Here is a 25,448-nt window from a genome sequence, read left to right on the forward strand (position 1 = left end):
CACCACGCACCCGCAACCATTGAGAAGGACCATGCGACGCCACAGCGCCCAGCTCACCCACGACTCCACCGTCCTGCCCTGGCTCGGCGCCAACTTCTGGTCCCGCACCGGCGGTCCGCTGATGTGGCGGAACTACGACCCGAAGACCGTCCGTGAGGAACTCGGCGTACTCCGCGACCACGGGCTGACGATGACCCGGTCGTTCTTCTACTGGCCGGACTTCCACCCCGAGCCGCACCGGATCGACGACGAACTGTGCGAGCGTTTCGAGGACTTCCTCGACGCCCACCAGGAGGCGGGCATGGGGACCGTGCCCACGTTCATCGTCGGGCACATGTCCGGGGAGAACTGGGACCCGGCCTGGCGGGGCGGCCGCGATCTGTACGAGGACGTCTGGATGGTGGGCCGCCAGGCGTGGTTCGTGTCCCGGATGGCCCGCCGCTTCAAGGACCACCCGGCGGTCACCGGGTGGCTGATCACGAACGAGATGCCCGGCTACGGACGCGTCTACCAGGTGGACCCGCCCTCCTCGGACGTGGTGACGGCGTGGGCGCAGTCCATGTGCAACGCGGTGCGCGCCACGGGCGCCACGCAGCCGGTGTCCCTGGGCGACGGCGCCTGGGGCATCGAGGTGACCGGCCGCGACAACGGCTTCTCGCTGCGGGACACCGCCGAGTACGTCGACTTCGTGGGCCCGCATGTGTACCGCTCGGACACCGACCGGCCGCGCCAGCACTACCGGGCCGCGTTCGAGTGCGAGCTGGCGGCCGTGACCGGACAGCCCGTCGTGCTGGAGGAGTTCGGGCTCTCCACCGACACGGTCTCGGCGCGCAACGCGGGCATCCACTACCGCCAGACCCTGCACAACTCGCTGCTCGGCGGGGCCACCGGCTGGATCGCCTGGAACAACACCGACTACGACGACCTCTGGGACCAGTCCCCCTACGACCACCATCCCTTCGAGATGCACTTCGGCATCACCGACTCCACCGGCGCCCCCAAGGAGCCACTGCGCGAACTCGCCGCCTTCGCCGACGTGTTGCGCGCCGTGGACTTCGCCGGCTGTGCCCGCGTGGACGCGGACACCGCGCTGGTCGTGCCCGCCTTCCTGGAACGCGGATACCCCTACAGCCGGCCCGCCGACCGGCCGCTGATCTTCTCGTCCCTGCACCAGAGTTACGTCACCGCGCGCGCCGCCGACCTGCCCGTGGCGTTCACCCGCGAGGCCGACCACCTGCCCGGGGACGCGGCGCTCTACCTGCTGCCGGCCACCCGCCAGTTCACCACCCGCACCCGCCGGGAACTCGCCCGACGGGCAGCGGCGGGCGCCACCGTGTACCTGTCGTTCTGCTCCGGCGAGCACCCCGCGACCCGCGGCCCCTGGTTCGACGACCTCGACGGACTGTTCGGCGTGGAGCTCCAGTTGTCGTACGGGGTGGCCGAACCGATCCTGGACGACGTGCTGGAGATGACGTTCACCGAGGACTTCGGCGGTCTGCGCGCGGGCGAGGTGCTGAGGCTGCCGGTGGCCGGGAACGAGGACAGCCGCGCCTATCTGCCCGTGGAGCCGCGCGGCGCCCGGGTCGTCGCCGTCGACGCGCACGGCCGTCCCGCCCTGCTGGTGAACGAGACGGGCACGGGCCGTACGGTCCTCGCCACCTATCCGCTGGAGCACATGGCCGCACGCACCGCGCACGCGAACCCGGACGCGACGCACCGGCTGTACGCGGCGCTGGCGGAGGTGGCGGGCGTTCGCCGTCCGGTCACGGTCGCCGATCCGCACGTCGCGGCGGACGTCCTCGCGCACACCGACGGGCGGCGTTTCGTCTGGCTCGTCAGCCAGAGCCCCGAGCCTCTCACCGTGTCCCCTGTCACGGACGGCACGCTGCACGACCTGCGGTCAGGCGCTCCGGTGACGGATGTGACGATCGACGGCTACGGCGTCGCGGTCCTGGAACTGCGATGACCTCTCCCCTGTACCGCGATCCGTTGTACCGCGATCCGTCGGCCCCCGTGGCGGAACGCGTCCGCGATCTGCTGGGCCGGATGACGCTGCCCGAGAAGGTCGGCCAGGTCAACCAGCGCCTGTACGGCTGGCAGGCGTACGAGCGCACCCCGGACGGCCACCGGCTCACGGACACCTTCCGCGACGAGGTGAGCGCCTTCGGTGGGATGGGCGCGCTGTACGGACTCCAGCGTGCCGACCCGTGGTCCGGAGTCGGTTTCGAGGACGGTCTCGACGCGCACGACGGCGCCCGGATGGCCCAGGCGGTGCAGCGGCACGCACGAGAGGACACACGGCTCGGCATTCCGGTGCTGCTGGTCGAGGAGATGCCGCACGGCCATCAGGCCCTCGACGGGACGGTGCTGCCGGTGAACCTGGCGGTGGGCGCCACCTGGGATCCGCCGTTGTACGCGCAGGCGGTGGCCGGCGCCGCGACGGAGCTGCGGGCCCGGGGTGCGCACCTCGCCCTGGTCTCGGCCCTGGATGTGGTACGGGACCCTCGCTGGGGGCGCACCGAGGAGTGCTTCACCGAGGACCCGTACCTCGCGGCGCGGATGACCGAGGCGCTGGTCGAGGGCGCGCGGTCGTCCGGGGTCGGCGTGGTGCTCAAGCACTTCGCGGGGCAGGGCGCGTCGGTGGGCGGGCGCAACAGCGCCGCCACGGAACTGGGGACCCGTGAGCTGCACGAGATCCACCTGGCCGCGGCCCGGGCCGGTGTGTCGGCGGGCGCAGCCGGGGTGATGGCCGCGTACAACGAGTTCGATGGCGTGCCCTGTGTCGCGAACCGGTATCTGCTCACCGAGGTACTGCGTGAGCGCTGGGGGTTCGAGGGCATCGTGATGGCGGACGGCGGCGCGATCGACCGGCTGGTCCGGCTCACCGGAGATCCGGTGGCCGCCGGGGCCCGTGCGCTCGACGCCGGCTGCGATCTGAGCCTGTGGGACGCTTCGTTCGCCCGTCTCGCCGAGGCTGTCGGCCGTGGACTGGTCGCGGAGGAACGGCTCGACGCGGCGGTGACACGCGTGCTGGCGCTGAAGTTCCGGCTCGGCCTGTTCGAGGACGAGCCGGCGGCCTCGGTGGATTCGGGTGGTGTGCCCGCCGGAAACGCGCTCAAGGGGCGCTTTCGCAAGGGGAGTTCGGGCGGACCGGATGACCTGGCCGCCGGTCAGGGGGACGTGGCCGGGCCGGTCGACCTGGCCGGTCTCGGCGAGCGCATCGCCCGTGCTTCGGTCACCCTCCTCGTGCACGAGGGCGATGTCCTGCCCCTCTCCCCCGGCACGAGCCGGATCGCCGTGCTCGGCCCGAACGCCGACGCCGTCGCCCCACTGCTCGGCGACTACACCGCACCGCAGCGGCCGGGCACCGGTGTCTCGATCCTCCAGGGCATCCGCGCGGCGGCCGGGCCGGGCACGGAGGTCACGTACGCCGAGGGGTGCGCCCTGGTGGGGGACGACGTCTCGGAAGTGGCCTCGGCCGCCTCGCTCGCGGCGGCCGCGGAGGTCGCCGTGCTCGTCCTCGGCGGGTCGAGCGCCCGCTCCGGGGACACCGTCTTCGCTTCCAACGGCGCGGCACTCGCCGGGTCGGGGCCGCCCTCCGGCATGACGTGCGGGGAGGGCGTCGACCTCGCGGACCTGTCGCTCCCGGCCGGTCAACGGGCCCTGCTCGACGCCGTGTCCGCGACGGGCACGCCCGTCGTCGTGGTCCTGGTTCAGGGCCGCCCGCACGCGGTCCCCGCTCCCCGGAGCGGCGCGTGGGCCCTGCTGAGCGCCTGGTACCCGGGTCCCCGGGGTGGCCGCGCGGTGGCCGACGTGCTGTTCGGCAACGCCGAGCCCCGGGGCCGGCTGCCGGTGTCGGTGCCGCGTTCCGCCGCGCACCTGCCCGTGTTCTACAACGCCAAGGACCACCGGTACCGCGGTTACGTCGACCAGAGCGCCGAGGCACGGCACGTGTTCGGCCACGGCCTGTCGTACACCACCGTCAAATACGGCATGCCCCGGCTGTCCCGGAACCGGGTCACCGCGGGTGCGCCGCGGCTCGTCTGCCGGGTCACGGTCCGCAACACGGGCGCCCGGACGGCCCACGAGACGGTGCAGCTCTACGTGCGCAGGCTCTCCGGAGGCACGGCATGGCCCAGGATCCGGGAGCTGCGCGGATTCGTGGGGCTCGACATCGCGCCGGGGACCGAGGCGGACGCGGTGTTCGACATCGGCCCCGACACGCTGGCCTCGGTGGGCCGGAACCATGAACGCGTGGTCGAGGCGGGGGCGGTCGCCCTGGAGACGGGGCCCGCCTCGGACCGGACCCAGGGAGCTCGGCTGGAGATCGGTCCCCCTTCGGGGTGACGTGGGACGTTTCCGTCAGGTGCCGGTCGCGCGTGGCCGTGCACCTCGGTCATCGTCGTCCGTCGAGGCCGCGCAGTGCCGAGTCCGCGGCGCGCAGGTGGCGTTCGACCGGGCCGAAGGAGATCAGCCCACTGCCCGCACCCACGTACTCCCCTGCCGCGCGGGCGAGTTCGTCCCTGGCCCGGCGCAGAACGCCCTCGTGTCCGACGGCTGCGGCCGCCCGGGCGAGCAGACACCACAGGGCCTCCTGGAGCAGGTCGTGCGGCGGTCTGGGGGCGGAGGCGAGCGCCCGGCGGGCCTGCTCGGTCTCGCCCTCGCCCGCCAGGAGCAGGGGCCGCACCCACGGTTCGTACGGGCCGGGGCCGGCGGGGTCGAGGGCTCCGGGGCGGGGGAGTTCGTCGCCGCGCATGACCGGCACGAGGCCGACGAGCGCGGGTGCGCCGAGGGCGAGGCCGGGCATGCCGCAGTCCGCGGTGGCCGCGAGCGCCTGCGCGTAGAGGGGCCGGGCCGCCTCCCAGCCGTCGGTCTCGCAGGTGCGCAGGGACCGGTACCAGGAGGTGAACACCCCTGCCAGGGGGCGTTCATGACGGCGGGCCAGGTCGTCGATCGCGTCGGCCTCCTCGTCGGCGGCCGTCAGTCGGCCCAGGGCACCGAGTGCCTGGACGCGTACGAGGCGCCCCAGGATCTCGTGGCTGGGCAGGCCGTGTCCGGCGGCGAGGACGGTCAGTTCGCCGCCGAGGGTCGCGCGCCGTGCGGCCAGGCCGCAGTTGCCGAAGGCCTGCATGAACGCGCCGTTCAGGGCGAAGGCCAGCAGGGCGGGGTCCCCCAGCCCACGGGCCAGCCGGACCGCCTCGTCGGCGGACCGTTCGGCGCGCGTCCGCCAGGGTTCGGCCGTCGGCTCCGTACCGGCGAGCGGGAGCGGTCCGTCGGCGGCCGCGTCTCCGCGCGACTCCACCGCCACGACCGACAGCAGTCGCGCCCGTAGCGCGGGAGAGGCGTCGCGGCCCAGCTCCGCGGCGCTGCGGGCGGCGGCCCGCACCAGCGCGGCGGCGGCTTCCGGGTCGTCCGCGCGGGTCCACACCGCCGGGACGTCGTAGGAGCCGATGACGCGGGCGGCCAGGTCCGCGTCGCCGGTGGCGTCCGCCGCCGCGACGACGGCTGCGCGGTGCTCGCGCGCCTCCTCCAGACCCTCCGCCCCGGTCACGGCCAGCTCGCGCAGCAGCCCGGCGGTGGCGTGCAGCCGCGCCCGCGACCGGGCCGGCACGGACCGCTCCCACGCGGCGGCCGCCCGTCCCCACACCCCGTCGACGATGCCCGAGCCGGCCGGGTCCGCCGTCCGGGCGTCCGGCGCGCCCTTCAGGATCCGCTCCTCCGCCCGGGCCAGGGCCGGGCCGGGATCCATCCCCAGGTCGTCGGCGAGGGTCTGCCGGGCGCGTCGCAGGACGGCCAGCGCGTCGCCGCGCCGCCCGGAGCGGTCGAGGGCGGTGGCCAGCAGGACCCAGCCGTCCTCCCGCCAGGGGTGTGCCGTGACGTGGGACTCCAGGTCCGGCACCGCCTCACGGGCGGCCCCCGTGGCGATCAGCGCGTCGGCCCGCCCCTCGATCGCCCGCAGCCGCAGCGACTCCAGCCTCGCCCGCTCAGGTGCGGCCCAGCGGGCCTGCGGGAAGTCGGCCAGCGCGGGTCCCCGCCACAGGGCGAGCGCCTCGTTCCACACGGCGACCGCGGTGTGCGGGGCGGCGGCGCCTGCCCGCGCCGCCGTTTCCTCGAACCGTCCCGCGTCCACCGCGTCGCGGTTCACGCGCAGCACGTATCCGGGGCCCTGGGTGACGAGCAGGGACGGCGGCCGGCGTGTGGGGCGCCCCGGTTCCAGGGCGCGGCGGAGGGCGGCGACGAAGGTGCGTACGGCTCCGACGGCGCCCTTGGGCGGCTCGTCCTCCCAGAGGTCGGCGACGAGCCGGTCGACCGGTACGACGCGGTTGCGGGCCACCAGGAGCCTGCCCAGCACCTCGCGGTGGCGCGGGGCGCCGAGCGGCATCGCGGCTCCCTCGTCGTCCCAGGCGGCCACCGGGCCCAGCAGTCCGAACTGCACACCCACCGAACGGCCCTTCCGCGAGCCCCGCGACCCCGGGGCCGGGGAACTCGGGAACTCACTCATCGATCGCTGATCCGGCACCCGCAGCCTGGACGACGTCCGGGCGATCCCGGACGGACCGGAACCCGGCGGACCTGTTCCGGGCCGATCGGCGCGGGACGCGTCCGTGCCCGGTCGTCCGGTCCCGGACCTCCACCCTGCCACGAGTACCTGGAGCTGTTGTGACACCCCTGAGCATCCCCGGATTCGCCCAGCACCGCGTGCGGGTCGACGACGGCGTCTGCCTGCACGCGGCGGTCGGCGGCAGCGGGTCGCCGGTCGTGCTGCTCCACGGCTTTCCGCAGACGCACCTGATGTGGCGGCACGTCGCCGCCGACCTCGCCGCCGACCACACGGTCATCTGTCCCGACCTGCGCGGCTACGGCGCCAGTGACAAGCCCGCCGAGACGGGCCCCGAGGTGTACTCCAAGCGCACCATGGCGAGGGACGTCGTCCGCCTCGCGGCGGAGCTCGGCCACGAACGCTTCGCTCTGGCCGGCCACGACCGCGGCGCCCTCGTCGCCTTCCGCGCCGCCCTGGACCATCCGCGGGCGGTGGCGCGCGTCGCGGTCCTGGACGTCTTGCCGACCCTCGACATGTGGGACGCGCTGCACGGCGTGTCCGCCGCGGTCGGTTTCCACCTCTACCTGATGGCTCAGGCGCCCGGCCTGCCCGAGCGGCTGATCGAGGGCGCGCCCGACGCGTTCTTCGGCCACTTCCTCGATGTGTGGGCCAACGACCCAGGTGCGGTCCCCCTCGCCGTCCGTCGCCACTATCTGGACGCCTGCGCCGCGGCGGTGCCGTCGATCGTCGCCGACTACCGCGCCTCCGCCGGTGTCGACGTCGACCACGACAGCATCGACCGGGCCGCGGGGAACCGGCTGGCCATGCCCGTGACCGTGCTCCAGCAGGACTGGGGTGCCGCGCTGGGCTTCCAGGCTGAGCAGCTCTGGAGTGCCTGGGCGCCGGACCTGCGCCACCGCACCGTGGACTGCGGGCACTTCATGGCGGAGGAGGACCCCGAGCTGATCGGCGCCGAGGTCCGCGCGCTCGGCGAGCGCTGACACGGGTTCACGTGGGCGTCGCCCTCAGGCCGTGGTGGGAGGGTCTTCGGGCACGAAGCCCAGGTCGACGGGTGTCGTGGGCGGGCCGTCGCGTCGTACGGCGGCCAGCAGGTCGGGGAGTTGCGGCGGCCACAGCGACTCGGTGGCGGCCGACAGCTCGTCCGGCGACCACCATCGTCCCCAGAGGATCCCGTCGGCGGCGTGCGCCCCGCCGAGTTCACCGGTCAGGTCCCGGCGGGGTCCGTGGGTGAGGAAGATGTGTTCGTGCTGGCGCACGGGGACGTCGATCCTGGTGAAGTCGTGCTCCCACAGGCACAACAGCGTGCCGTCGAGCGGGATGTCGTCCCAGCCCGTCTCCTCGCGCAGCTCGCGTCGCGCGGCCTGGAGCGGTGTCTCGCCGGGGTCCAGTCCGCCTCCGGGGAGCGCCCAGTGGACGCCGACCTCCACGTTGTCGTAGCGGAACATGAACACAGCACCGTCGGGATCCAGCACCACAACTCTGGCCGCCTGCCTGGGAATCCGCATCGCCTCACATTGCCAGACGGCGAGAGCGGTGTCGATCGACGGGGGACAGCACCCTGATCCAACACTTGGGTGAGGCTGGTCAGCAGGCAGAAGGGTGCCGCGTCGATGTACTCCAGTCGGTGGGCCGGGTGGTCGGGGTCGGGTGGCAGATGGGCGGCGCCCGCGCGGAGGACTCCGAGGATCGCGGGCACCATCACGTGGCGAGGCAGAGCGAGGGCCACGACGGCACCTTCGCCGGCGCCGCGCGCGAGCAGCGGGGCCTCGACGCGGGCGGAGGTTCGGCGAAGGTCAGGGATCCGGCGGCGGTGACCAGGGCGGTCCGGTCGGGGTGTGCCGCGGCCGTGGCGGCGAGGAGTGCTGGCACGGCCCGCGTCTCCACCGGGTGGGCGGTGTCGTTCCAGGCGCCGGTGACGGCGGAGCGTTCGTCCTCCGTGAGGAGGTCGATCGACGTGAGCGGCAGGGGCGTCGATGGTCCCGGCCCCCCCGGGCTCCCGGCCCCGATCCGTACCCCTGCGGTGCGCCCTTCGGGATCCCTGAGATCTGGATCACCGAAGCCAAGAGGCCAAGGTCACAGGCGCCGCCTCTGCTGTCGCTCAAGAACTCTGGCCTAGCATCCGAGCATGACAGTCCTGCCCAATGACGGGCTCGCGCTGGCCGCCGAGTTCCCGTCCGCGACCCATGACCAGTGGCAGCTCCTGGTGGAGGGCGTGCTGCGCAAGTCGGGCAAGGAGGTCTCGGGCGCGTCTGCCGAGGACGCGCTGTCGACCTCCTTGGAGGACGGGCTCCGCACCAAGCCCCTGTACACCGCGCGCGACACGGCCCCCGATGCCGGCCTCCCCGGATTCGCCCCGTTCGTGCGGGCGGCGCGCCCCGAGGGCAGCAGCGCCGGCGGCTGGGACGTACGCCAGCGGCACACCGCCGGCGACAACGCGCTGGTGCTCGGTGACCTGGAGAACGGCGTCACCTCGCTGTGGCTGACCGTGGGCGAGGGCGGTATCCCGCTCGGATCGCTCGACAGCGTGCTGGACGGCGTCTACCTCGATCTGGCGCCGGTCGCCCTCGACGCGGGCCGTGACACCGAGGCCGCGGCCGCGGAACTGCTGCGGCTGTACGAAGCGCGCGGTGTCGCACCGGGTGCCGTCCGGGGCAACCTCGGTGCCGACCCGCTCGGCCACGAGGCCCGCACGGGCGCCCCGGCGGACTTCGCCCCGATCGCCTCGCTCGCCCGTCGGTGCGTCGAGGACTACCCCGGACTGCGGGCGCTGACCGTGGACGCGCTGCCGTACCACGAGGCCGGTGGATCGGCCGCGCAGGAGCTGGGCGCCTCTCTTGCGACCGGCGTCGCCTATCTGCGGGAGCTGACCGGGTCCGGGCTGGCCGTCGAGCAGGCCTGCGCGCAGCTGGAGTTCCGCTACGCCGCGACCGCCGACCAGTTCCTGACCATCGCCAAGCTCCGGGCGGCGCGCCGACTGTGGGCGCGGGTCGCCGAGGCGTGCGGGGCGCCGGCCGCGGGCGCTCAGGTGCAGCACGCCGTGACGTCGCCGGTGATGATGTCGCGCCGCGATCCGTGGGTGAACATGCTGCGGACGACCATCGCCACGCTGGCCGCGGGTGTCGGCGGCGCGGACGCCGTCACCGTCCTCCCCTTCGACCACGCCCTCGGCCTGCCCGACGCGTTCGCGCGCCGCATCGCGCGCAACACCTCGACGATCCTCATCGAGGAGTCCCACCTGTCCCGGGTCATCGACCCCGCGGGCGGCTCCTGGTACGTGGAGCGGCTGACCGACGAACTCGCGGGCGCGGCCTGGGAGTTCTTCCGTTCGATCGAGCAGGGCGGCGGCCAGGCGGCCGCGTTGCGCTCGGGCCGGCTCGGTGACGAACTGGCGAAGACCTGGGCGGCGCGCTCGGCGAAGCTCGCCAAGCGGCGCGAACCCATCACCGGCGTCAGCGAGTTCCCGCATCTCGCCGAGCGCCCGGTGCAACGCGAACCGGCCCCCGCCCCGCCGTCCGGCGGCCTGCCCCGGGTCCGGCGCGACGAGGCGTACGAGGCGCTGCGGGCCCGCTCCGACGCGCACCTCGCCGCCACCGGGTCCCGGCCCCGCGTCTACCTGGCCACCATCGGCCCCGCCGCCGCGCACACGGCACGGTCCATGTTCGTGTCGAACCTCTTCCAGGCCGGAGGCATCGAGCCGGTCACCGACGGCGCCTTCGAGGACAGCGGGGCCACCGAGGCCTGCCTCTGCTCCAGTGACGCGCTCTACGAGGAGCAGGCCGCGAGCACCGCCGAGGCCCTCGCGGCGGTGGGAGCCCGGCACGTGTTCCTCGCCGGCCGTCCCGGGCAGTACCCGGGTGTCGACTCCTACGTCTTCGCGGGCTGCGACGCCGTCGCCGTCCTCTCCGCCACGCTCGACCGCATGGGAGTGTCCTGATGGGAATCCCCGACTTCTCCGGGATCGAACTGGGGACACCCGCCGCCGACGGCAGCGCCGAGGAGTGGAGCGCCGCCGCGGCGAAGGCCACGGGCGGCGAGGCGCTCTGGGAGACCCCGGAAGGCATCGCGGTCAAGCCGCTGTACACCGGGCGGGACACCGAGGGACTGGACTTCCTCGACACCTACCCGGGCGTCGCGCCGTACCTGCGCGGCCCGTACCCGACGATGTACGTCAACCAGCCCTGGACGATCCGGCAGTACGCGGGTTTTTCCACGGCCGAGGAGTCGAACGCCTTCTACCGCCGCAATCTGGCGGCCGGTCAGAAGGGCCTGTCGATCGCCTTCGACCTGCCCACACACCGGGGTTACGACAGTGACCATCCGCGGGTGACGGGTGACGTCGGCATGGCGGGCGTGGCCATCGACTCGATCTACGACATGCGGCAGCTCTTCGACGGCATCCCGCTGGACAAGATGACCGTGTCGATGACGATGAACGGCGCCGTGCTGCCCGTCCTCGCGCTGTACATCGTGGCGGCCGAGGAACAGGGCGTGCCGCCCGAGAAGCTGGCCGGGACCATTCAGAACGACATCCTCAAAGAGTTCATGGTCCGCAACACGTATATCTATCCGCCGAAGCCGTCGATGCGGATCATCTCCGACATCTTCGCGTACACCTCGCAGCGGATGCCGCGCTACAACTCCATCTCCATCTCCGGCTACCACATCCAGGAGGCGGGCGCGACGGCCGACCTGGAGCTGGCGTACACGCTCGCGGACGGCGTCGAGTACATCCGGGCGGGCCGGGAGGCCGGCCTGGACGTGGACGCCTTCGCGCCCCGGCTCTCCTTCTTCTGGGCGATCGGCATGAACTTCTTCATGGAGGTCGCCAAGTTGCGGGCGGCCCGCCTGTTGTGGGCCAAGCTGGTCAAGCAGTTCGATCCGCAGAACGCCAAGTCGCTGTCCCTGCGCACCCATTCGCAGACCTCCGGCTGGTCGCTCACCGCGCAGGACGTGTTCAACAACGTCACGCGTACGTGTGTGGAGGCCATGGCCGCCACCCAGGGTCACACCCAGTCGCTGCACACCAACGCCCTCGACGAGGCACTCGCCCTGCCCACCGACTTCTCCGCGCGCATCGCCCGCAACACGCAGCTCCTCCTCCAGCAGGAGTCGGGCACCACCAGGGTCATCGACCCGTGGGGTGGCAGCGCGTACCTGGAGAAGCTGACGAACGACCTCGCCCGCCGGGCCTGGCAGCACATCGAGGAGGTCGAGGCGGCGGGCGGGATGGCGCAGGCCATCGACGCCGGTATCCCCAAGCTCCGGATCGAGGAGGCGGCGGCCCGCACCCAGGCCCGCATCGACTCCGGCCGGCAGCCGGTCATCGGCGTCAACAAGTACCGCGTGGAGACCGACGAGAAGATCGACGTCCTCAAGGTCGACAACTCCTCCGTCCGCACGCAGCAGATCGAGAAGCTGCGCCGGCTGCGGGCCGAGCGCGACGAGCCGGCGTGCCAGGACGCGCTGGACGACCTGACGCGGGCCGCGGCCGGGGAGGGCAACCTGCTGGAGCTGGCCGTGCGCGCGGCGCGTGCGATGGCCACCGTCGGGGAGATCTCCGACGCGCTGGAGAAGGTGTACGGGCGGCACGCGGGCCAGATCCGTACGATCTCCGGGGTGTACCGCAACGAAGCAGGGGAGTCCCCGTCCGTGGACCGCACCCGCACGCTGGTGGACGCGTTCGACGAGGCCGAGGGCCGTCGTCCGCGCATCCTGGTGGCCAAGATGGGCCAGGACGGGCACGACCGCGGCCAGAAGGTCATCGCCACCGCGTTCGCCGACCTCGGCTTCGACGTCGACGTCGGCCCGCTGTTCCAGACGCCGGCCGAGGTGGCGCGCCAGGCGGTGGAGGCGGACGTGCACATCGTGGGCGTCTCGTCACTGGCCGCCGGGCACCTGACGCTCGTTCCGGCGCTGCGCGAGGAGCTGGCGGCGGAGGGCCGCGAGGACATCATGATCGTGGTCGGCGGGGTGATCCCGCCGCAGGACGTTCCGACGCTGCTGGAGATGGGCGCGGCGGCCGTGTTCCCGCCGGGCACGGTGATCCCGGACGCGGCCTACGACCTCGTCCGGCGGCTCGGGACGGACCTCGGGCACGAGCTGTGATCGGACTCGACACCTACGTCAAGGGCGTGCTCGAGGGGAGGCGGGCGCTCGTCGCCCGCGCCATCACCCTCGTGGAGTCCACACGCCCCCAGCACCGGGCGCTGGCACAGGAGTTGCTGACCGAGCTGCTCCCGCACAGCGGCACCGCGCGGCGGATCGGGATCAGCGGGGTCCCGGGTGTCGGCAAGTCGACGTTCATCGACGCGTTCGGCACGATGCTGACCTCGCTGGGGCACCGGGTCGCGGTGCTCGCCGTCGACCCCTCGTCCAGCCGTACCGGCGGATCGATCCTCGGCGACAAGACGCGGATGGAACGGCTGGCCGTGGATCCGGACGCGTTCATCCGCCCCTCCCCCACGGCCGGCACGCTCGGCGGGGTCGCCAAGGCGACCCGGGAGTCGATCGTGGTGATGGAGGCGGCGGGTTACGACATCGTGCTCGTGGAGACGGTCGGGGTCGGCCAGTCGGAGACCGCCGTCGCGAACATGGTCGACTCCTTCCTGCTGCTGACGCTGGCCCGCACCGGGGACCAGCTCCAGGGCATCAAGAAGGGCGTTCTGGAACTGGCCGACGTGATCGCCGTCAACAAGGCGGACGGACCGCACACCCGCGACGCGCAGTCGGCGGCTCGCGAACTGGCCGGTGCGCTGCGGCTGATGCACGGCAGGGACGCGGCCTGGACGCCGCCCGTGCTCAGTTGCAGCGCCCGCGAGGGTGCGGGCCTGGACACCGTCTGGGACCGGCTGGAACAGCACCGTACGCTGCTCGAGTCCTCCGGCCGGCTCGCCGCCAAACGTCGGGACCAGCAGGTCGACTGGACCTGGACGATGGTCCGTGACGAGCTCCTCGGCCGGCTGCACGCCGACCCGGAGGTCCGCGCGCTGGCCCCCGACCTCGAACGGCAGGTGCGCGAGGGGTCGCTGACGGCGACCCTCGCCGCCGAGCGGATCCTCAAGACCTTCCACGGTGAGGACCGCTGGCGGTCCGGGTGACAGGCGCGAGCCTGTCCGCCCCCTCACGGGGCGCGCGCCCTGCGGTTCAGCGAACGCCTCCGCGCCCCTCCCCGGCCGCTCCTGCGGAAGGCTCGGCGGGGGCCGGCGAGCCGCGGACGTGACCGGACGCTTTCACGGTGGACGGCGGCGCGGGGTGGCGAAGCGTGAACCAGATGGTCTTGCCGTGGGTCTCGGACCGGGTCCCCCAGTGGTCGGCGAGCGCGTCGACGAGGAGCAGACCACGGCCGGACTCGTCGTCGTCGGCCGGAGCGCACAGTCTCGGGGGCAGCGCGCCCGCGTCCGTGACCTCGACCGTCAGCTCCCAAGCCGACCGGTGGATGTGCAGGCTGACCGGACTCCGGCCGTGCTGGACGGCGTTGGTGACGAGTTCGGACACGAGGAGGCGGGCGGTCTCGTCGGGGTGGTCCCACTGCCACGCGCGCCAGGTACTGCTGAGGAAGTCGCGCCCGATGGCCGCCGCGCGCACGTCGAGGGGAAGGTCCACGGTGGCGGTCGCGGCGGGCAGCCGCGTGATGAGGAGGGTGACGTCGTCGTCGTGCTCCGCGGGATCGGGGATGAAGGTGTTCACCAGGTGGTCGGCGATGTCCTCGGTGGTGCGGTTGTCGGCGAACCCGGCCTGCAGCTCGGCTTCGAGCGTCTTGAGCCCGGTTTCGAGGTCGTGGTGGTGCGACTCGACGAGCCCGTCCGTGTAGAGGACCAGTGCCGAGCCGGCCGGCACCTCGACCGTGGTCTGCCGATGCGGGACGCCGCCGACACCGAGGGGAACGCTGATCGGCGCCTGGACCTGGTGCACCTGTGTGTCGGGAGTGACCAGGAGAAGGGGGAGATGGCCTGCCGAGCAGAGCGTGATCTCGTTGCGCACCAGGTCGATGACGAGATAGCAGCACGTCACGATCTGGTCGGCCAGGTCCTGCACGACGGTGTCCAGCGCCTGCATCACCTCCTCCGGCGACAGCCGGGCCTTGGCGAGGGCGTGCGCCGCCGGCCGCAACTGGCCCATGACCGCCGCCGCTTCGAGACCGCGGCCCATGACGTCGCCGACGAGGATGCCCACCCTTCCCGCGGCCAGCGGAATCAGGTCGAACCAGTCGCCGCCCATACCCGCTCCCTGCACCGAGGGGAGGTAGCGAACGGCCGTGGGAATCGCCGGTAGTTGGGGCGGCAGGGTCATCAGACCCCGTTGGAGCGTCGACGCGATCGTGCGCTGCCGCTCGTACTGCTGACGGCGGCGCGCCTCCTGCCGCTTGCGGTCGCTGATGTCCCGGATACTGGCCGATGTGCCCATCACGGTGCCCGTGTGGTCCACGGTCGGCCAGACGGTGAGTTCCACGTCGATCAGCCGGCCGTCCTTGGTCCGGCGCACACTCTCGAAGTGGTCGACCCTCTCGCCGTCACGCAGCCGCGCCAGAAGCTGGGCGGTCTCGTCCTCCCGGCCGACGGGCAGCAGGATGTCCGCACTCCGGCCGATCGCCTCGTCCGGTCGGTAGCCGAAGATGCGCTGGGCCGCGGCGTTCCAGAAGGTGAAGGTCCGGTCGGAGGCCACCGACACCATGGCGTCCTCGCAGGACTCCACCATGGCGGCGAGTTCGATCAGCTGACTCTCCGCGCGGCGACGGGCCGTGACGTCGCGGATGGAGGCGATCACCACCACACCCTCTTCGGTCCGGAGCGGGTTCAGCGCCGTCTCCACGGGGAATTCCTCACCGTTCTTGCGCCGTCCGTGAAGTCTCGGTCCTCCGCACAGGGGCGAGGCGACGGGCGAGTCGGCGAAGGCCCTCCGGTGGGCGACGTGTGCGCGATGCCGGTGCTCGGGCACGAGCAACTCGACGGTGCGGCCGAGCAGTTCCTCGCGGGTGTAGCCGAACATCGCCTCGGTCTGGGCGTTCACCAGCACGATGTCGCCGGACCGGTCGACGATGACGACGGCGTCGGGTGTGGCTTCCAGCAGGGCTCGGAATCGCTGCTGCAGGCGTTCCTTCTCCCGCTGTGCGTCGGCCCGCTCGGTGATGTCGGTGGAGACGCCTCCCACCGCGTAGGTCTCGCCCGCTTCGTCGGCCACCGGGAAGAGACTGGTCAGAAAGCGGCGGGCGGTCCCGTCCGCCGACGTCCAGGTGGATTCGAACTGAATGGCCCGGCGGGACGCACCGGTCAACTGGTCCCTGTGGCCCACGGGGCCGGGCAGGGGATCGGCGTCCGCCGCGTCCGCCGTCGGGACGGGTCCGCTGCCGAAGACCCGTTCGAACTGGCTGTTGACGGCCAGATAGCGTCCGCGGAGATCGCGGAGGAACACGATCGCGGGGGTGTGGTCCATGACGGTGCGCAACTGCGCGTAGGCCCTTACGGCCCGCTCGGCGCGGGATCGGCCCTGCTCCAGCCGATCCGCCGTGGCCAGTGCCAGAAAGGCCAGGGTCCCGGTGACGACGATGTTCCCGGTGACCAGCAGGGTGAAGCCCAGCCGTGTGCCGTACCAGCCGAGATCGTGACCCCTCAGACCCAGCCAGCCGAGCGCCGGCGGCACCATCAAGGTGACCACCAGCATGCGTTGCCCCAACATCGCCGTCGTGCTGCGCTGCGTGACCAGCCGGGCCGGCCCGCCCTCGGGCAGCGCCAGGAAGCTGCCGATGCCGAGCAGCGTCAACCCGATCGCGGTGGGCAGCGCCATCCCCGTGTACTGGCCGAAGCGCTCCAGCTCGGACACCTCGTTGACGAAACCGTAGAGGCGCAGCAGGCCGACGAGCGCCACCACGAGCGAGACGACCTGCGCGATGCCGGACGCCCGACGACGGCTCGTGAGGAGAACCAGCTGAGCCAGCGACTCCAGGGCGATCCCCACAGCGGTGTTGAGGGCCATCCGCCCGGGGGGCACCACGACGGGCGCACCGCCCCGGTCGAGGAACAGTAGTTGGTCGACCCCGAGATCGAGGTTCAGGCCGTATTCCAGAAGCGTCGTTCCCGCGACGGCGGCGGCCGTCGCGGCGCAGACTCCGACGGCGGCGCGCACCCGGCGTCCCGGGTGTGGGTGAGCCAGTCCGAGGAGGCCGAGGGACAGCAGCAGCAGGGACACCGCGCTGTTGGGTTTCATGACCGCCTGTTGTGAGACGAAGCTCTTGAAGGCCCCCACCTCGAACATCCAGCCGGCAAGTCCCAGAATCGATACGGCAAGAGCGCCGACTGCCGCCGCCACGGCAGTTCTTCGAGCAACAGCCACCGCGGGTGACGCGGGTCCGGCCCAACGCGCCTGCGGACGGTCACCGATCCGCCTTCCAGAACTTTCCAATGCGCCGTTCTCCTGGCCGGTCGTTGCGGGACGCCGCCCCCGGCGTCCCTCGCAGGCCCACCCGGCTCGCGGCCGCTCCTTCCGACGGCACACGTACGGGTCACGGGCCGACAAGCCATCGGCCGAGCCAGGGAGACACGCTAGCCAGCATTGACGGCCTTCACCTGGGAAGATGCCTAATTCCACTCAATAGGAACCAGTGGTCCACTTTTGACCGATAAGGATCGCCCCGCGTCGACCGGATGCGAGGGACGAACGAAGCCCCGCGCAACGCGAAGGGGCTCCCACACACGGGTGTGTGGGAGCCCCTTCGCGTTGCCGGGGTCTCAGCTCGCGGCCGGGACCGACCGCCCCGAACCGACGGCTGCGGGTTTCGGGTTCAGCAGGCGCTCGGCCAACTCACCGAAGACCAGGCCGAATCCGCCCCACAGAGCGGTCTGGATGGCCAGGGCCGAGAGCCGGAACCGCCACAACAGGGTGGCCGGGAAATCGTTGGGGACCTCGTTGATCACGGGCAGGAACTCGTAGGCCAGGCCGATCACGACGGCGAAGGCGGCCACCGCGACGACGGTCGCGTACCAGGTGCCGGTCCTCGGAGCGAGCCGTTTGCCGAGGATGGTGGCGGCGACGGCCAGCAGCACGCTGAGGACCATCATCAGGAAGTACAGGGTCGTCCGCTTGCCGATGGTGTCGGGGTCGCCGACCGACGGCGGGTTGGCCGGGTACTTCAGGAAGGGCACGACGTAGACGGCCAGCAGTGCGCTGCCCGACAGCAGGAGAGCGGTCGCGCGTGCTCCGAACCGGCCCACGCGGCCGAGGGCGAAGCAGTAGGCGAGCGCGGCGATGCCGCCGAAGGCGATGCCGTAGAGCAGGACACCGGTGGCCAGGCCGGCGGTGGACTGCAGGCTGCGGGAGACGAGTTCGACCTCGTGCTCGTGGGCGTGTGCGTGCGCCTCCTCGAAGCCGATGGCGCTGTCGACGCTCGGTTCACCGAGGAAGTAGGCGACCACCAGCGCGAGCACGCCGGCCGCGAGGCCGGCGAGCATGCCGCGCACGAGCAGGTTTCTTACCGTTGCGGAGTTCATGAGTGTGCTCTGTCCCTCGCGTCAGTGGCAGGGGAAGCCGAGCAGGTGGCGGGCGTCGTGCACCCACTCGTGGACGTTCTCGCCCGAGACGACGGCGGTGGCGCCCTGTTCAGCGCCGACGAAGTAGAGCAGGACCAGCATCAGGATGCCGAAGAAGACCGCCCAGGGAGCAATCGCCTTCAGCGGCAACTTGGCGGGTACTACGGGGGTGGTGGCTGTCGGCTGGGCGACGGTCTGCGCCATGGCAGGACCTCCTCGGGAGTTCGCGTCCCATCTCGGTGGTGCACTGGATGACGCCTACGGGTCTGACTTGCGAGGCGTCCAGCGTGCTGGAGCGTCTCGTTCACAGTGGCGCGACCGTGCCGGATTTCCCACCGGCTTCCGTCCTGACGTCATCGATATCTGACCGACCGTACCGCGTGGCGAGTACATGGCCAAGACCGCCCCACCTGGCGTGATCTTCCTCTCGCACCAGGTGGCCGGTCGGCGGGGGCGGTGGGTGAACGGCTCACCCGGCCCCGGCGTTCGGCTGAAGCCGTCACGCGCCCGCTCCGCCCGCCTCCGTGGCGATACCGGTTACCACGAGCCCGAGTTCGCGTTCGCCGAGCGGGGCGAAGAAGCGCTCGACGTCCGCGTCGGTCACCTCGGCGAGGGTGGCCGGGGTCCAGCGCGGGTCGCGGTCCTTGTCGATGATCTGTGCCCGGACGCCCTCCACCAGGTCGGGAGCGGTCAGGAACGCGCACGAGACGCGGTACTCCTGGTTCAGGACGTTTTCCAGTGGGCCCGATCGACGGACCCGGCGCAGCGAGGCCAGGGTGACTTTCAGCGCGGTGGGCGATCGACTGAGCAGTGTCTCCGCCGCCTCCTTGGCCGCGGGATCCCCGAAGGCGTCCAGCCGCCGGAGGATCTCCTCCACGGTGTCGGCCGGGTAGCAGGTGTCGATCCACTCGCGGCAGTCCGTCAGCGGGGCGTGGGGCGGCTGCCGCGTGTGACGGGCCAGGACCTCCCGTACGGGCCGGTCCGCCAGCTCGGCGAGGAACGCGGGGAGGGCGGCCGACGGGACGAAGTGGTCGGCGAGGCCGCACAGCAGGGCGTCGCCGGCGGTGACCGACGTGCCGGTCAGGGCGAGATGGGTGCCCAGCTCGCCCGGGGCGTGGGCGAGCAGGTGGGTGCCTCCGACGTCGGGGACGAAGCCGATACCGGTCTCCGGCATGGCGATCCGCGAGCGCTCGGTGACGATCCGGACGCTGCCGTGCGCGGAGACGCCGACGCCGCCGCCCATGACGATGCCGTCCATCACGGCCACGTACGGCTTGGGGAAGCGGGCGATGCGGGCGTTGAGGTGGTACTCGTCGCGCCAGAACGCGGCGGACGCGGTGCCGTCCCCGTCGCGTGCGTCGTCGTGGACGACGCGGATGTCCCCGCCCGCGCACAGGCCCCGGTCTCCGGCGCCGGTGATGACGACGGTCTCGACCGACGGATCGTGCTCCCAGGCGGTGAGGGCCCTGTCGACGAGGTGCACCATCTCGTGGTTCAGGGCGTTCAGGGCCCTCGGCCGGTTGAGGATGATGTGGGCGGCCCGTCCCTCGGTGCGCACCAGGACGGAGGGTTCGGCGGCGTGTTCCTCGGTGCCGTTCATCGGAGAACCTCCGTCGGGCCGTGGGCCACGATGTCGTGCATGATCTCGTTCGTTCCTTCCGGGGCCGGGTGGAAAGCGCAGCTCGGTGACGATCTTCTCAGCGCCCGCGACGGCCGGGTGAGTCGGTTCCTTCGAGCGGGTGCGGGGCGTCATCGGAGACCGGGTACCCCGGTCGCTCACGCAGGCGGCGGACACCCGGCGGGCGACGGCCGGACGCCCGGTGTTCAGCGTGCCTGCGCCGTCCGCAGGTCGATGCCGCGGGCGGAATCTGAACGGCCGTTGCGGCAGGACTCGGTGAGGACGTAGGCGGGTTGCCGAGCTTCTTCAAGGCGCCGGGGTGAAGCCGTCGTCCTCACGGAAGCCCTAGTTCCAGCCGGCGAACACGAGGTCGGCGCGGGCGGCGAGGACGCTTTTCCTTGGTAAGCCGGTCCTCGGAAAGCTGGTCCTGGGAAAGCCACTTCACCTTCTCGTAGCCCTCCTTGCGGGGCACACCGGTCAGGTCGCCCTCGTCGTCAGGCATGGCGAACCCGGCCATGCGGTGGCGCTTCAGCGCCGTCGGCACCGGACCGGGCCGCGCAGGGGCGCGCGGACGAACGGTCCGGTACGGCGGACGCCTCCTGTCAGGCCTCTTCCTCGGTGCGCAGCACGTACAGCTCCGGCAGGTTGACCACGATCGCCTCCTGCGTGCTGCGGGCGATGACGACGACGGCCTCGTCCGCCGGGTCCGGGTTCTCCTCGCGGTGCGGCACGAACGGGGGCACGAAGATGTAGTCACCGGGCGAGGTGCGCAGCCGGATCTCCTCGGGCTGCGGGCCCGCGTCGTCGAGGAACACGAACTCCGGGTGTCCGCTCACGACGTAGATGGCCGTCTCGGAGGCGCCGTGGTGATGGTCGGAGGACGAAGTCGCGGGGGCGACGTGGGTCTGGCCCATCCACAGCTTCTCGGATCCCACCGTGGTGCCGCTGACGGCCGCGAAGCGGCGCATGCCGCCGCTCTGCGCCGTGTCGCCGTCGAGCGCGTCGGCGCGGATGTGGTGCAGGCGGGTGCGCAGGGGGGACGGCGACGGCCCCGCACGATCCGTGAGATGGGGGTGGAAACCTTCACCGGGGGTCGTCAGCGGCTGGCTCATGTGGGGCGACGCTAGAGCCGTCCGGAAAAGGATGTCAAGAGGTGTCCATTGTCCTTCACCTGCGGCAATGTTCCCGCAATGTAGGTGTGGAAGCGGTGGAAGCGCCCGCGCCGGGCGCCCTGTCGGGCATCATGGCCGCATGCATATCTCCGCGAAGGCGGACTACGCCACCCGGGCGCTGCTGGAGCTCGCCCGCGAACCCGCCAGACCGCTCACCTGCGAGGCCATCGCCTCCTCGCAGCAGATCCCGTTCCGGTTCCTGAAGTCCGTCGTCGGCGAGCTGCGCAGGGCGGGGCTGGTGCGCAGTCAGCGTGGCTGCGAGGGCGGCTACTGGCTCGGCCGGCCGGCCGGCGAAGTCACCCTGCTGGACGTCGTACGCGCCGTGGACGGCGAGCTGATCACCCTGCGGGGCGAGCCGCTGGCCGGACTGGACTACCCCGGTCCCGCCGCCGGGCTGCCCGGCGTGTGGCGGCAGATCGAGGCGGACGCCGCGGCGGTGCTCGGCGGGACGACCCTGTCCGCGCTGCTGCCCGCCCGGCCGGCCGAACGACTCAGCCACAAGGGAGCCGCGTGACGGCCGCGCCCGCCGCCGGGGCGGAGGCCGTCCGGCACCCCGGGGTCGAGGTCGTCGAGTACACGGACCCGCTGTGTCCGTGGGCCTGGGGTTCGGAGCCGGTGTTCCGCCGGCTGCGCGCCGGGCTCGCGGGCCACGTCCGCTGGCGCCGCGTGTACTGCCTGCTCTTCGACCACGACGACGACGCGGCGCCCGATCCGGCGGCGGAGACCGCCTGGTACGCGCGGTACGTCGAGGAGGTCGGCGCGCACACGGGAGCCCCCGGGCCCGCTCGGCTGAGCCGGGTCGCGGCGAGTTCATGGCCGTCCTCGCTGGTCGCCAAGGCCGCCGAGCGACAAGGCACCGAGGTGGCCGACCGGGTGCTGCGGCGGCTGCGGGAGAGCGTCTTCGTCCTCGGCGAACCGGCGGACACCGCGCCGCTCGCGCTGTCGGCGGTACGAGGCGTGCCGGGCCTGGACCAGGAGCGGCTGGCCGCCGACGCCGCCTCGGCCGAGGTGCTGGACGCGGTGCGCGCCGACCACGCCGAGGCACGCCGTCCGGTGCGCGAGGCGCTGTCCGTGCCCGGCGGATCGCCGCACCCCGGCGCCGCGAAGGAGACCGCGGACGGGGGTCACCGGTATGCGCTGCCGACCCTGCTGATCCGCACCCCGGCGGCGTTCCGCGTCGTACCGGGCTGGCGGCCGTACGAGCAATACGCCGCCGCCGTCCACGAGTTGAGCCCGGAATCGTCGACGGACTCCGTACCGCGGACTCCCGAGGAGGCGCTCGCCCGGTACCGGAGTCTGACCGGCCCGGAGGGCAACCTGCTGGCCGACGGGCCGTGGCCCCCGGCTCAGGCGGTCCGCGTGGAGACCGGCAACGGCCCCCTGTGGCTGCATCCGGACGAGGCCGCGGTGCACCCCGCCCTCGGTGCGGGCCCTCCCTCGGCGCCCTGACAGGCTTCTGATCAGCGGTCAGAGGCCGTCCCGCCCAATGAGACACCAATTGGTGTCCATTGACAGCCGCCGAGCGCGGCCCCCAGGATGTGCCCATGCTCACGACGCATCCCGGCGTGGAGTGCCGCTACGTGGACCTGCGGCGCACCTGCAGCGCTCTCTGTCGCTGACCGCCCGCCCACCGCGGCCCCCAGGCGCCTGACGCCGCTCTTCTCGGCACCGGCACCGGTCTCCCACCGGCTCGCCGCCCGATGGCCGTCATCGCGCGCCGTCCCCGCAGCGCCTCGTCGTTCTCCCTCCCCCGGCCTTCCGGCCGCCCCTTTCGCGATCCGCCGACGCCTCACGCCCTGAGCGCGGCATGCCTCCGTGCGCACCGAAGCCGCACCGGCATGCCCGTCCGGGCTGCGCGGTGTCAGCGAGGGGGCGCGCCGTCCTCGCTCCCGCTCCGGCGCCCCGGCGCCGGCGGGAGCCCACGCAGAAAGAAAAAACAGATGTCCGGACGACTCACGCCCAAAAGCCCCGCACCAGGCCTGCGCTCCGCCCGGCGGCCCGGCCGGCTCCGTGCCGCGGCCCTGGGGACCGCCCTCACCTCCGTGCTCGTCCCCGCACTCAGCGCCTGCGGCGGTGAGGCCGCATCGGCCGGCGGCGGCGCGGCCGCGCTGAAGTGGACCTCCTCCTACTTCCCCACCCACTGGGACCCGGTCGTCGGCGGCAGCGGCGCCCAGTTCCGCGAACTCGCCCTCGTGTACGCCTCGTTGACCCGCACGGACAAGAACGGAAAGGCCGTCCCGGATCTTGCCAAGAGCTGGGAGTACAACGCCGAGGGTGACGTGATCACCTTCCACCTGCGCCCCGGGCTGAAGTTCAGCGACGGTACGCCGGTCGACGGTTCCGCGGTGAAGGCGGCGATCGAACGCGCCAAGAAGCAGAAGAACTCCGCCCTCTTCGGCGACCTGACCTCCATCAAGTCCGTGGAGGCCAAGGGACTGGACGCGGTGATCCGGCTCAGCCAGGTGGACTACCAGATACCCCAACTGCTCGGCGAGCGCGTCCTGCAGATCGCCAGCCCCAAGGCGTCCGCCTCGCCCGGCAAACTGGACCAGAACCCCGTCGGCGCGGGTCCGTTCATCGTCACCCAGCTCGTGCCGGGCACCAAGGCGGTCCTGAAGAAGAACCCCGACTACTGGGACGCCAAGAACATCCACATCGACAACGTCGAGCTGACCTCAGCGCCCGACGCCTCCACCGTCGTGTCCGGACTCCAGACCGGCGTCTACAACTTCGCCGACATCGCGCCCAGTCAAGCCGACGCGGCCAAGAAGGCCGGCCTCGACGTGTTCGTGCAGCCCGGCTTCAACGCGTCCAACATCAGCCTCAACGTGAACAAGGCCCCGTTCGACAACGACAAGGTCGTCGACGCGGTGCGGTACGCGGTCAACCGTCAGGAGTTCGTCGACAAGTTGACGTTCGGCTACGGCTCGGTGACCAACCAGCCCTTCCCCAAGGGGTACGTGGCCTTCGACCCCCAGTCGGAGAACGCCTACGCGTACGACCCCGCGAAGTCGAAGAAGCTCCTGGCCGAGGCCGGTTACAAGGCCGGGGACATCAAACTGAAGCTGGTCATCCCGGCGGAGGACCCGCAGGCCGAGATCGTCCAGGCGCAGTTGGCGAAGGTCGGCATCAAGATCACCATCAAGATCGACAAGAACTGGGCCACCCCGTTCTTCGCGAAGGACCTGACGTTCTCGCTGTACGGAACGACGGGGCGTGACTCCGCCGCGCAGACCCTCACCGCGCACTTCGGCCCGGACGGCCCGCTCAACCTCAGCACCCCCTACGAGCCCGCCGGGTTCGAGGCCGCCATCGCCAAGGTGCGGCAGACGCCGCTCGATTCGCCCGACTACACGAAGGTCCTCCAGGGGGCGACCCGGGCGGGGCTCAAGAGCAAGGCGCTCGTCTTCACGTACTCCTCGCCCAACCTCGTCGCCAAGAGCAAGTCCATCTCGGGGCTGCCGAAGAACCCGGCCCACATCGACTGGACCGGCGTGACCATCTCCGGCAACTGACCCTCCGTCCATCACAGAGAGGAGGCACCCCATGACGACGACGGAGGCACCGGCCCCGCCCGACGTCCGTCTTCCCGCCGCCGCGGCCAGGACACGGCACACCCTGTTCCGTGTCCTGGCCACCCTCGCCCGGTCGATCGCGATCTTCGTGCCCGTCTTCCTCGTCGCGACGTTCGTGACGTTCGCGCTGCGGTCGCTGAGCGGGCTCAGTCCGGCGCGCATCCAGCTCGGCGAGGAGGCGACGCCCGAGGCGGTGGCCCGGGTCGAGGCCCAGTGGGGCCTCGACCGGCCGTTCCTGGTCCAGTACGCGGACTGGTTCGGCGGCGTCCTGCACGGACAGCTCGGAACGAGCTGGACCAACGGCGCCGACATCTCGACCCTCATCGGACTCGGCCTGGGCGTGAGCCTGTCGGTGGCGACCTTCGCCCTGCTCATCGGCGTGGTCGCCGGCTTCGCCCTCGGCACACTCGCGGCGCTGCGCCGCACCACCTGGGTCGACCGGGCGATCACCGGGTTCGTCACGGTCATCTCGGTGATGCCGGCCTTCGTCGTCGGGATCGTGCTGGTCGCGGTCTTCGCGGTGGGACTGCACCTGCTCCCGTCCGCCGGATACGTGCCGGCGGAGCAGGCGTTCGGGCCGTGGCTCGCCCACATCACCCTGCCGGCGATCGCGCTCAGCTTCGACGTCGTCGCCGACGTCGCCCGCCAGTTGCGCACCAGCCTCATCGCCGCCTACCGCGAGAACTACGTGACAGGCGCGGTGGTCCGCGGGCTGAGTCCCCGCAGGATCTTCTTCGGCCATGTACTGCGCAACGGTCTCGGGCCGGCGCTCGCCACGCTCGGCCTGAAGTTCCCCGCCCTCGTCGGTGCCTCCGTCGTGACGGAGTGGATCTTCGGGCTGCAGGGCTTCGGACGGTTCGCCAACGACTCCGCGCAGGCCGGCGACGTACCGGCCGTACAGGGCGTCCTCGTGGTGTCGATCGTCCTGGTCGTCGTCTTCAACCTCATCGTCAACCTGGTGCTGGCGCGCGTCACGCCGGCCTCGCAGCGGGGGGTGTGACC

18 protein-coding genes, 1 pseudogene and 1 riboswitch are annotated in these 25,448 nt (G+C 72.2%); of the genes and pseudogenes, 10 read left to right on the forward strand and 9 right to left on the reverse strand.

Annotated features, from left to right (window positions below; translation table 11 throughout):
• Positions 1–31: 31 nt before the first annotated feature.
• Positions 32–1,966, forward strand: coding sequence for a cellulase family glycosylhydrolase (locus tag ACIRQH_RS02510; protein WP_404223782.1), 1,935 nt, complete (start codon positions 32–34; stop codon positions 1,964–1,966).
• Complete coding sequence (locus tag ACIRQH_RS02515) at positions 1,963–4,347, forward strand: glycoside hydrolase family 3 N-terminal domain-containing protein (RefSeq protein WP_404223784.1); 2,385 nt, start codon at positions 1,963–1,965, stop codon at positions 4,345–4,347. Before ACIRQH_RS02510 ends, ACIRQH_RS02515 begins: the two co-directional genes overlap by 4 nt.
• A 49-nt stretch (positions 4,348–4,396) precedes the next feature.
• On the opposite strand, the gene ACIRQH_RS02520 is transcribed toward ACIRQH_RS02515, so the two are convergent.
• A complete protein-coding gene (locus ACIRQH_RS02520; RefSeq protein ID WP_404223786.1) occupies positions 4,397–6,442 on the reverse strand; it encodes a BTAD domain-containing putative transcriptional regulator in 2,046 nt (681 codons plus the stop codon).
• 218 nt (positions 6,443–6,660) lie between these two features.
• On the opposite strand from ACIRQH_RS02520, the gene ACIRQH_RS02525 reads away from it, so the two are divergent.
• On the forward strand, positions 6,661–7,542 hold the full coding sequence (locus tag ACIRQH_RS02525; RefSeq protein WP_388865415.1) for an alpha/beta fold hydrolase: 882 nt from the start codon (positions 6,661–6,663) through the stop codon (positions 7,540–7,542).
• Positions 7,543–7,566: 24 nt separating this feature from the next.
• Here ACIRQH_RS02525 and ACIRQH_RS02530 read toward each other — a convergent pair whose 3' ends face one another.
• Complete coding sequence (locus ACIRQH_RS02530; RefSeq protein WP_358817479.1) at positions 7,567–8,067, reverse strand: NUDIX domain-containing protein; 501 nt, start codon at positions 8,065–8,067, stop codon at positions 7,567–7,569.
• A 164-nt stretch (positions 8,068–8,231) separates the two neighbouring features.
• A pseudogene (locus tag ACIRQH_RS02535) lies at positions 8,232–8,537 on the reverse strand (hypothetical protein); the annotation flags it as partial.
• A gap of 150 nt (positions 8,538–8,687) precedes the next feature.
• Here ACIRQH_RS02535 and ACIRQH_RS02540 point away from each other — a divergent pair.
• Genes ACIRQH_RS02540 through meaB form a run of 3 tightly spaced genes read left to right on the forward strand, consistent with a single transcriptional unit; the run spans position 8,688 to position 13,659 of the window.
• A complete protein-coding gene (locus ACIRQH_RS02540) occupies positions 8,688–10,496 on the forward strand; it encodes a methylmalonyl-CoA mutase family protein (RefSeq protein WP_404223789.1) in 1,809 nt (602 codons plus the stop codon).
• Complete coding sequence (gene scpA / locus ACIRQH_RS02545; protein WP_388932141.1) at positions 10,496–12,667, forward strand: methylmalonyl-CoA mutase; 2,172 nt, start codon at positions 10,496–10,498, stop codon at positions 12,665–12,667. The genes ACIRQH_RS02540 and scpA overlap by 1 nt, the downstream gene beginning before the upstream one ends.
• Complete coding sequence (gene meaB / locus ACIRQH_RS02550) at positions 12,664–13,659, forward strand: methylmalonyl Co-A mutase-associated GTPase MeaB (protein WP_404223791.1); 996 nt, start codon at positions 12,664–12,666, stop codon at positions 13,657–13,659. Before scpA ends, meaB begins: the two co-directional genes overlap by 4 nt.
• A 46-nt stretch (positions 13,660–13,705) precedes the next feature.
• On the opposite strand, the gene ACIRQH_RS02555 is transcribed toward meaB, so the two are convergent.
• From ACIRQH_RS02555 to ACIRQH_RS02580, 6 genes are all read right to left on the reverse strand, one after another.
• Positions 13,706–16,762, reverse strand: coding sequence for a PAS domain S-box protein (locus ACIRQH_RS02555; protein WP_404223793.1), 3,057 nt, complete (start codon positions 16,760–16,762; stop codon positions 13,706–13,708).
• 521 nt (positions 16,763–17,283) lie between these two features.
• Positions 17,284–18,042, reverse strand: coding sequence for a CbtA family protein (locus ACIRQH_RS02560; RefSeq protein WP_404223795.1), 759 nt, complete (start codon positions 18,040–18,042; stop codon positions 17,284–17,286).
• A 21-nt stretch (positions 18,043–18,063) separates the two neighbouring features.
• Positions 18,064–18,285 carry a CbtB-domain containing protein gene (locus tag ACIRQH_RS02565; protein ID WP_355879669.1) on the reverse strand — a complete coding sequence of 74 codons (222 nt, stop codon included), beginning with the start codon at positions 18,283–18,285 and terminating at the stop codon, positions 18,064–18,066.
• 40 nt (positions 18,286–18,325) lie between these two features.
• Positions 18,326–18,472, reverse strand: a riboswitch (cobalamin riboswitch).
• Positions 18,473–18,580: 108 nt separating this feature from the next.
• Positions 18,581–19,681 carry an enoyl-CoA hydratase/isomerase family protein gene (locus ACIRQH_RS02570; protein ID WP_404223798.1) on the reverse strand — a complete coding sequence of 367 codons (1,101 nt, stop codon included), beginning with the start codon at positions 19,679–19,681 and terminating at the stop codon, positions 18,581–18,583.
• Between the two features lie 352 nt (positions 19,682–20,033).
• Complete coding sequence (locus tag ACIRQH_RS02575) at positions 20,034–20,216, reverse strand: hypothetical protein (protein ID WP_404223800.1); 183 nt, start codon at positions 20,214–20,216, stop codon at positions 20,034–20,036.
• Between the two features lie 85 nt (positions 20,217–20,301).
• Positions 20,302–20,811, reverse strand: coding sequence for a cupin domain-containing protein (locus ACIRQH_RS02580; protein WP_404223803.1), 510 nt, complete (start codon positions 20,809–20,811; stop codon positions 20,302–20,304).
• 139 nt (positions 20,812–20,950) lie between these two features.
• On the opposite strand from ACIRQH_RS02580, the gene ACIRQH_RS02585 reads away from it, so the two are divergent.
• The 4 genes from ACIRQH_RS02585 (at position 20,951) to ACIRQH_RS02600 (ending at position 25,446) form a co-directional block, all read left to right on the forward strand.
• A complete protein-coding gene (locus tag ACIRQH_RS02585) occupies positions 20,951–21,385 on the forward strand; it encodes an Rrf2 family transcriptional regulator (protein ID WP_356435797.1) in 435 nt (144 codons plus the stop codon).
• Positions 21,382–22,320 carry a DsbA family protein gene (locus ACIRQH_RS02590; RefSeq protein ID WP_404223805.1) on the forward strand — a complete coding sequence of 313 codons (939 nt, stop codon included), beginning with the start codon at positions 21,382–21,384 and terminating at the stop codon, positions 22,318–22,320. The genes ACIRQH_RS02585 and ACIRQH_RS02590 overlap by 4 nt, the downstream gene beginning before the upstream one ends.
• 491 nt (positions 22,321–22,811) lie before the next feature.
• Entirely contained in the window at positions 22,812–24,386 is a 1,575-nt protein-coding gene (locus tag ACIRQH_RS02595) for an ABC transporter substrate-binding protein (RefSeq protein WP_404223808.1), read from the forward strand.
• 31 nt (positions 24,387–24,417) lie between these two features.
• Complete coding sequence (locus ACIRQH_RS02600; protein WP_358822507.1) at positions 24,418–25,446, forward strand: ABC transporter permease; 1,029 nt, start codon at positions 24,418–24,420, stop codon at positions 25,444–25,446.
• Positions 25,447–25,448: the final 2 nt, after the last annotated feature.

The sequence above is a fragment of the Streptomyces sp. NPDC102279 genome, assembly GCF_044766365.1.
Lineage (GTDB): Bacteria > Actinomycetota > Actinomycetes > Streptomycetales > Streptomycetaceae > Streptomyces.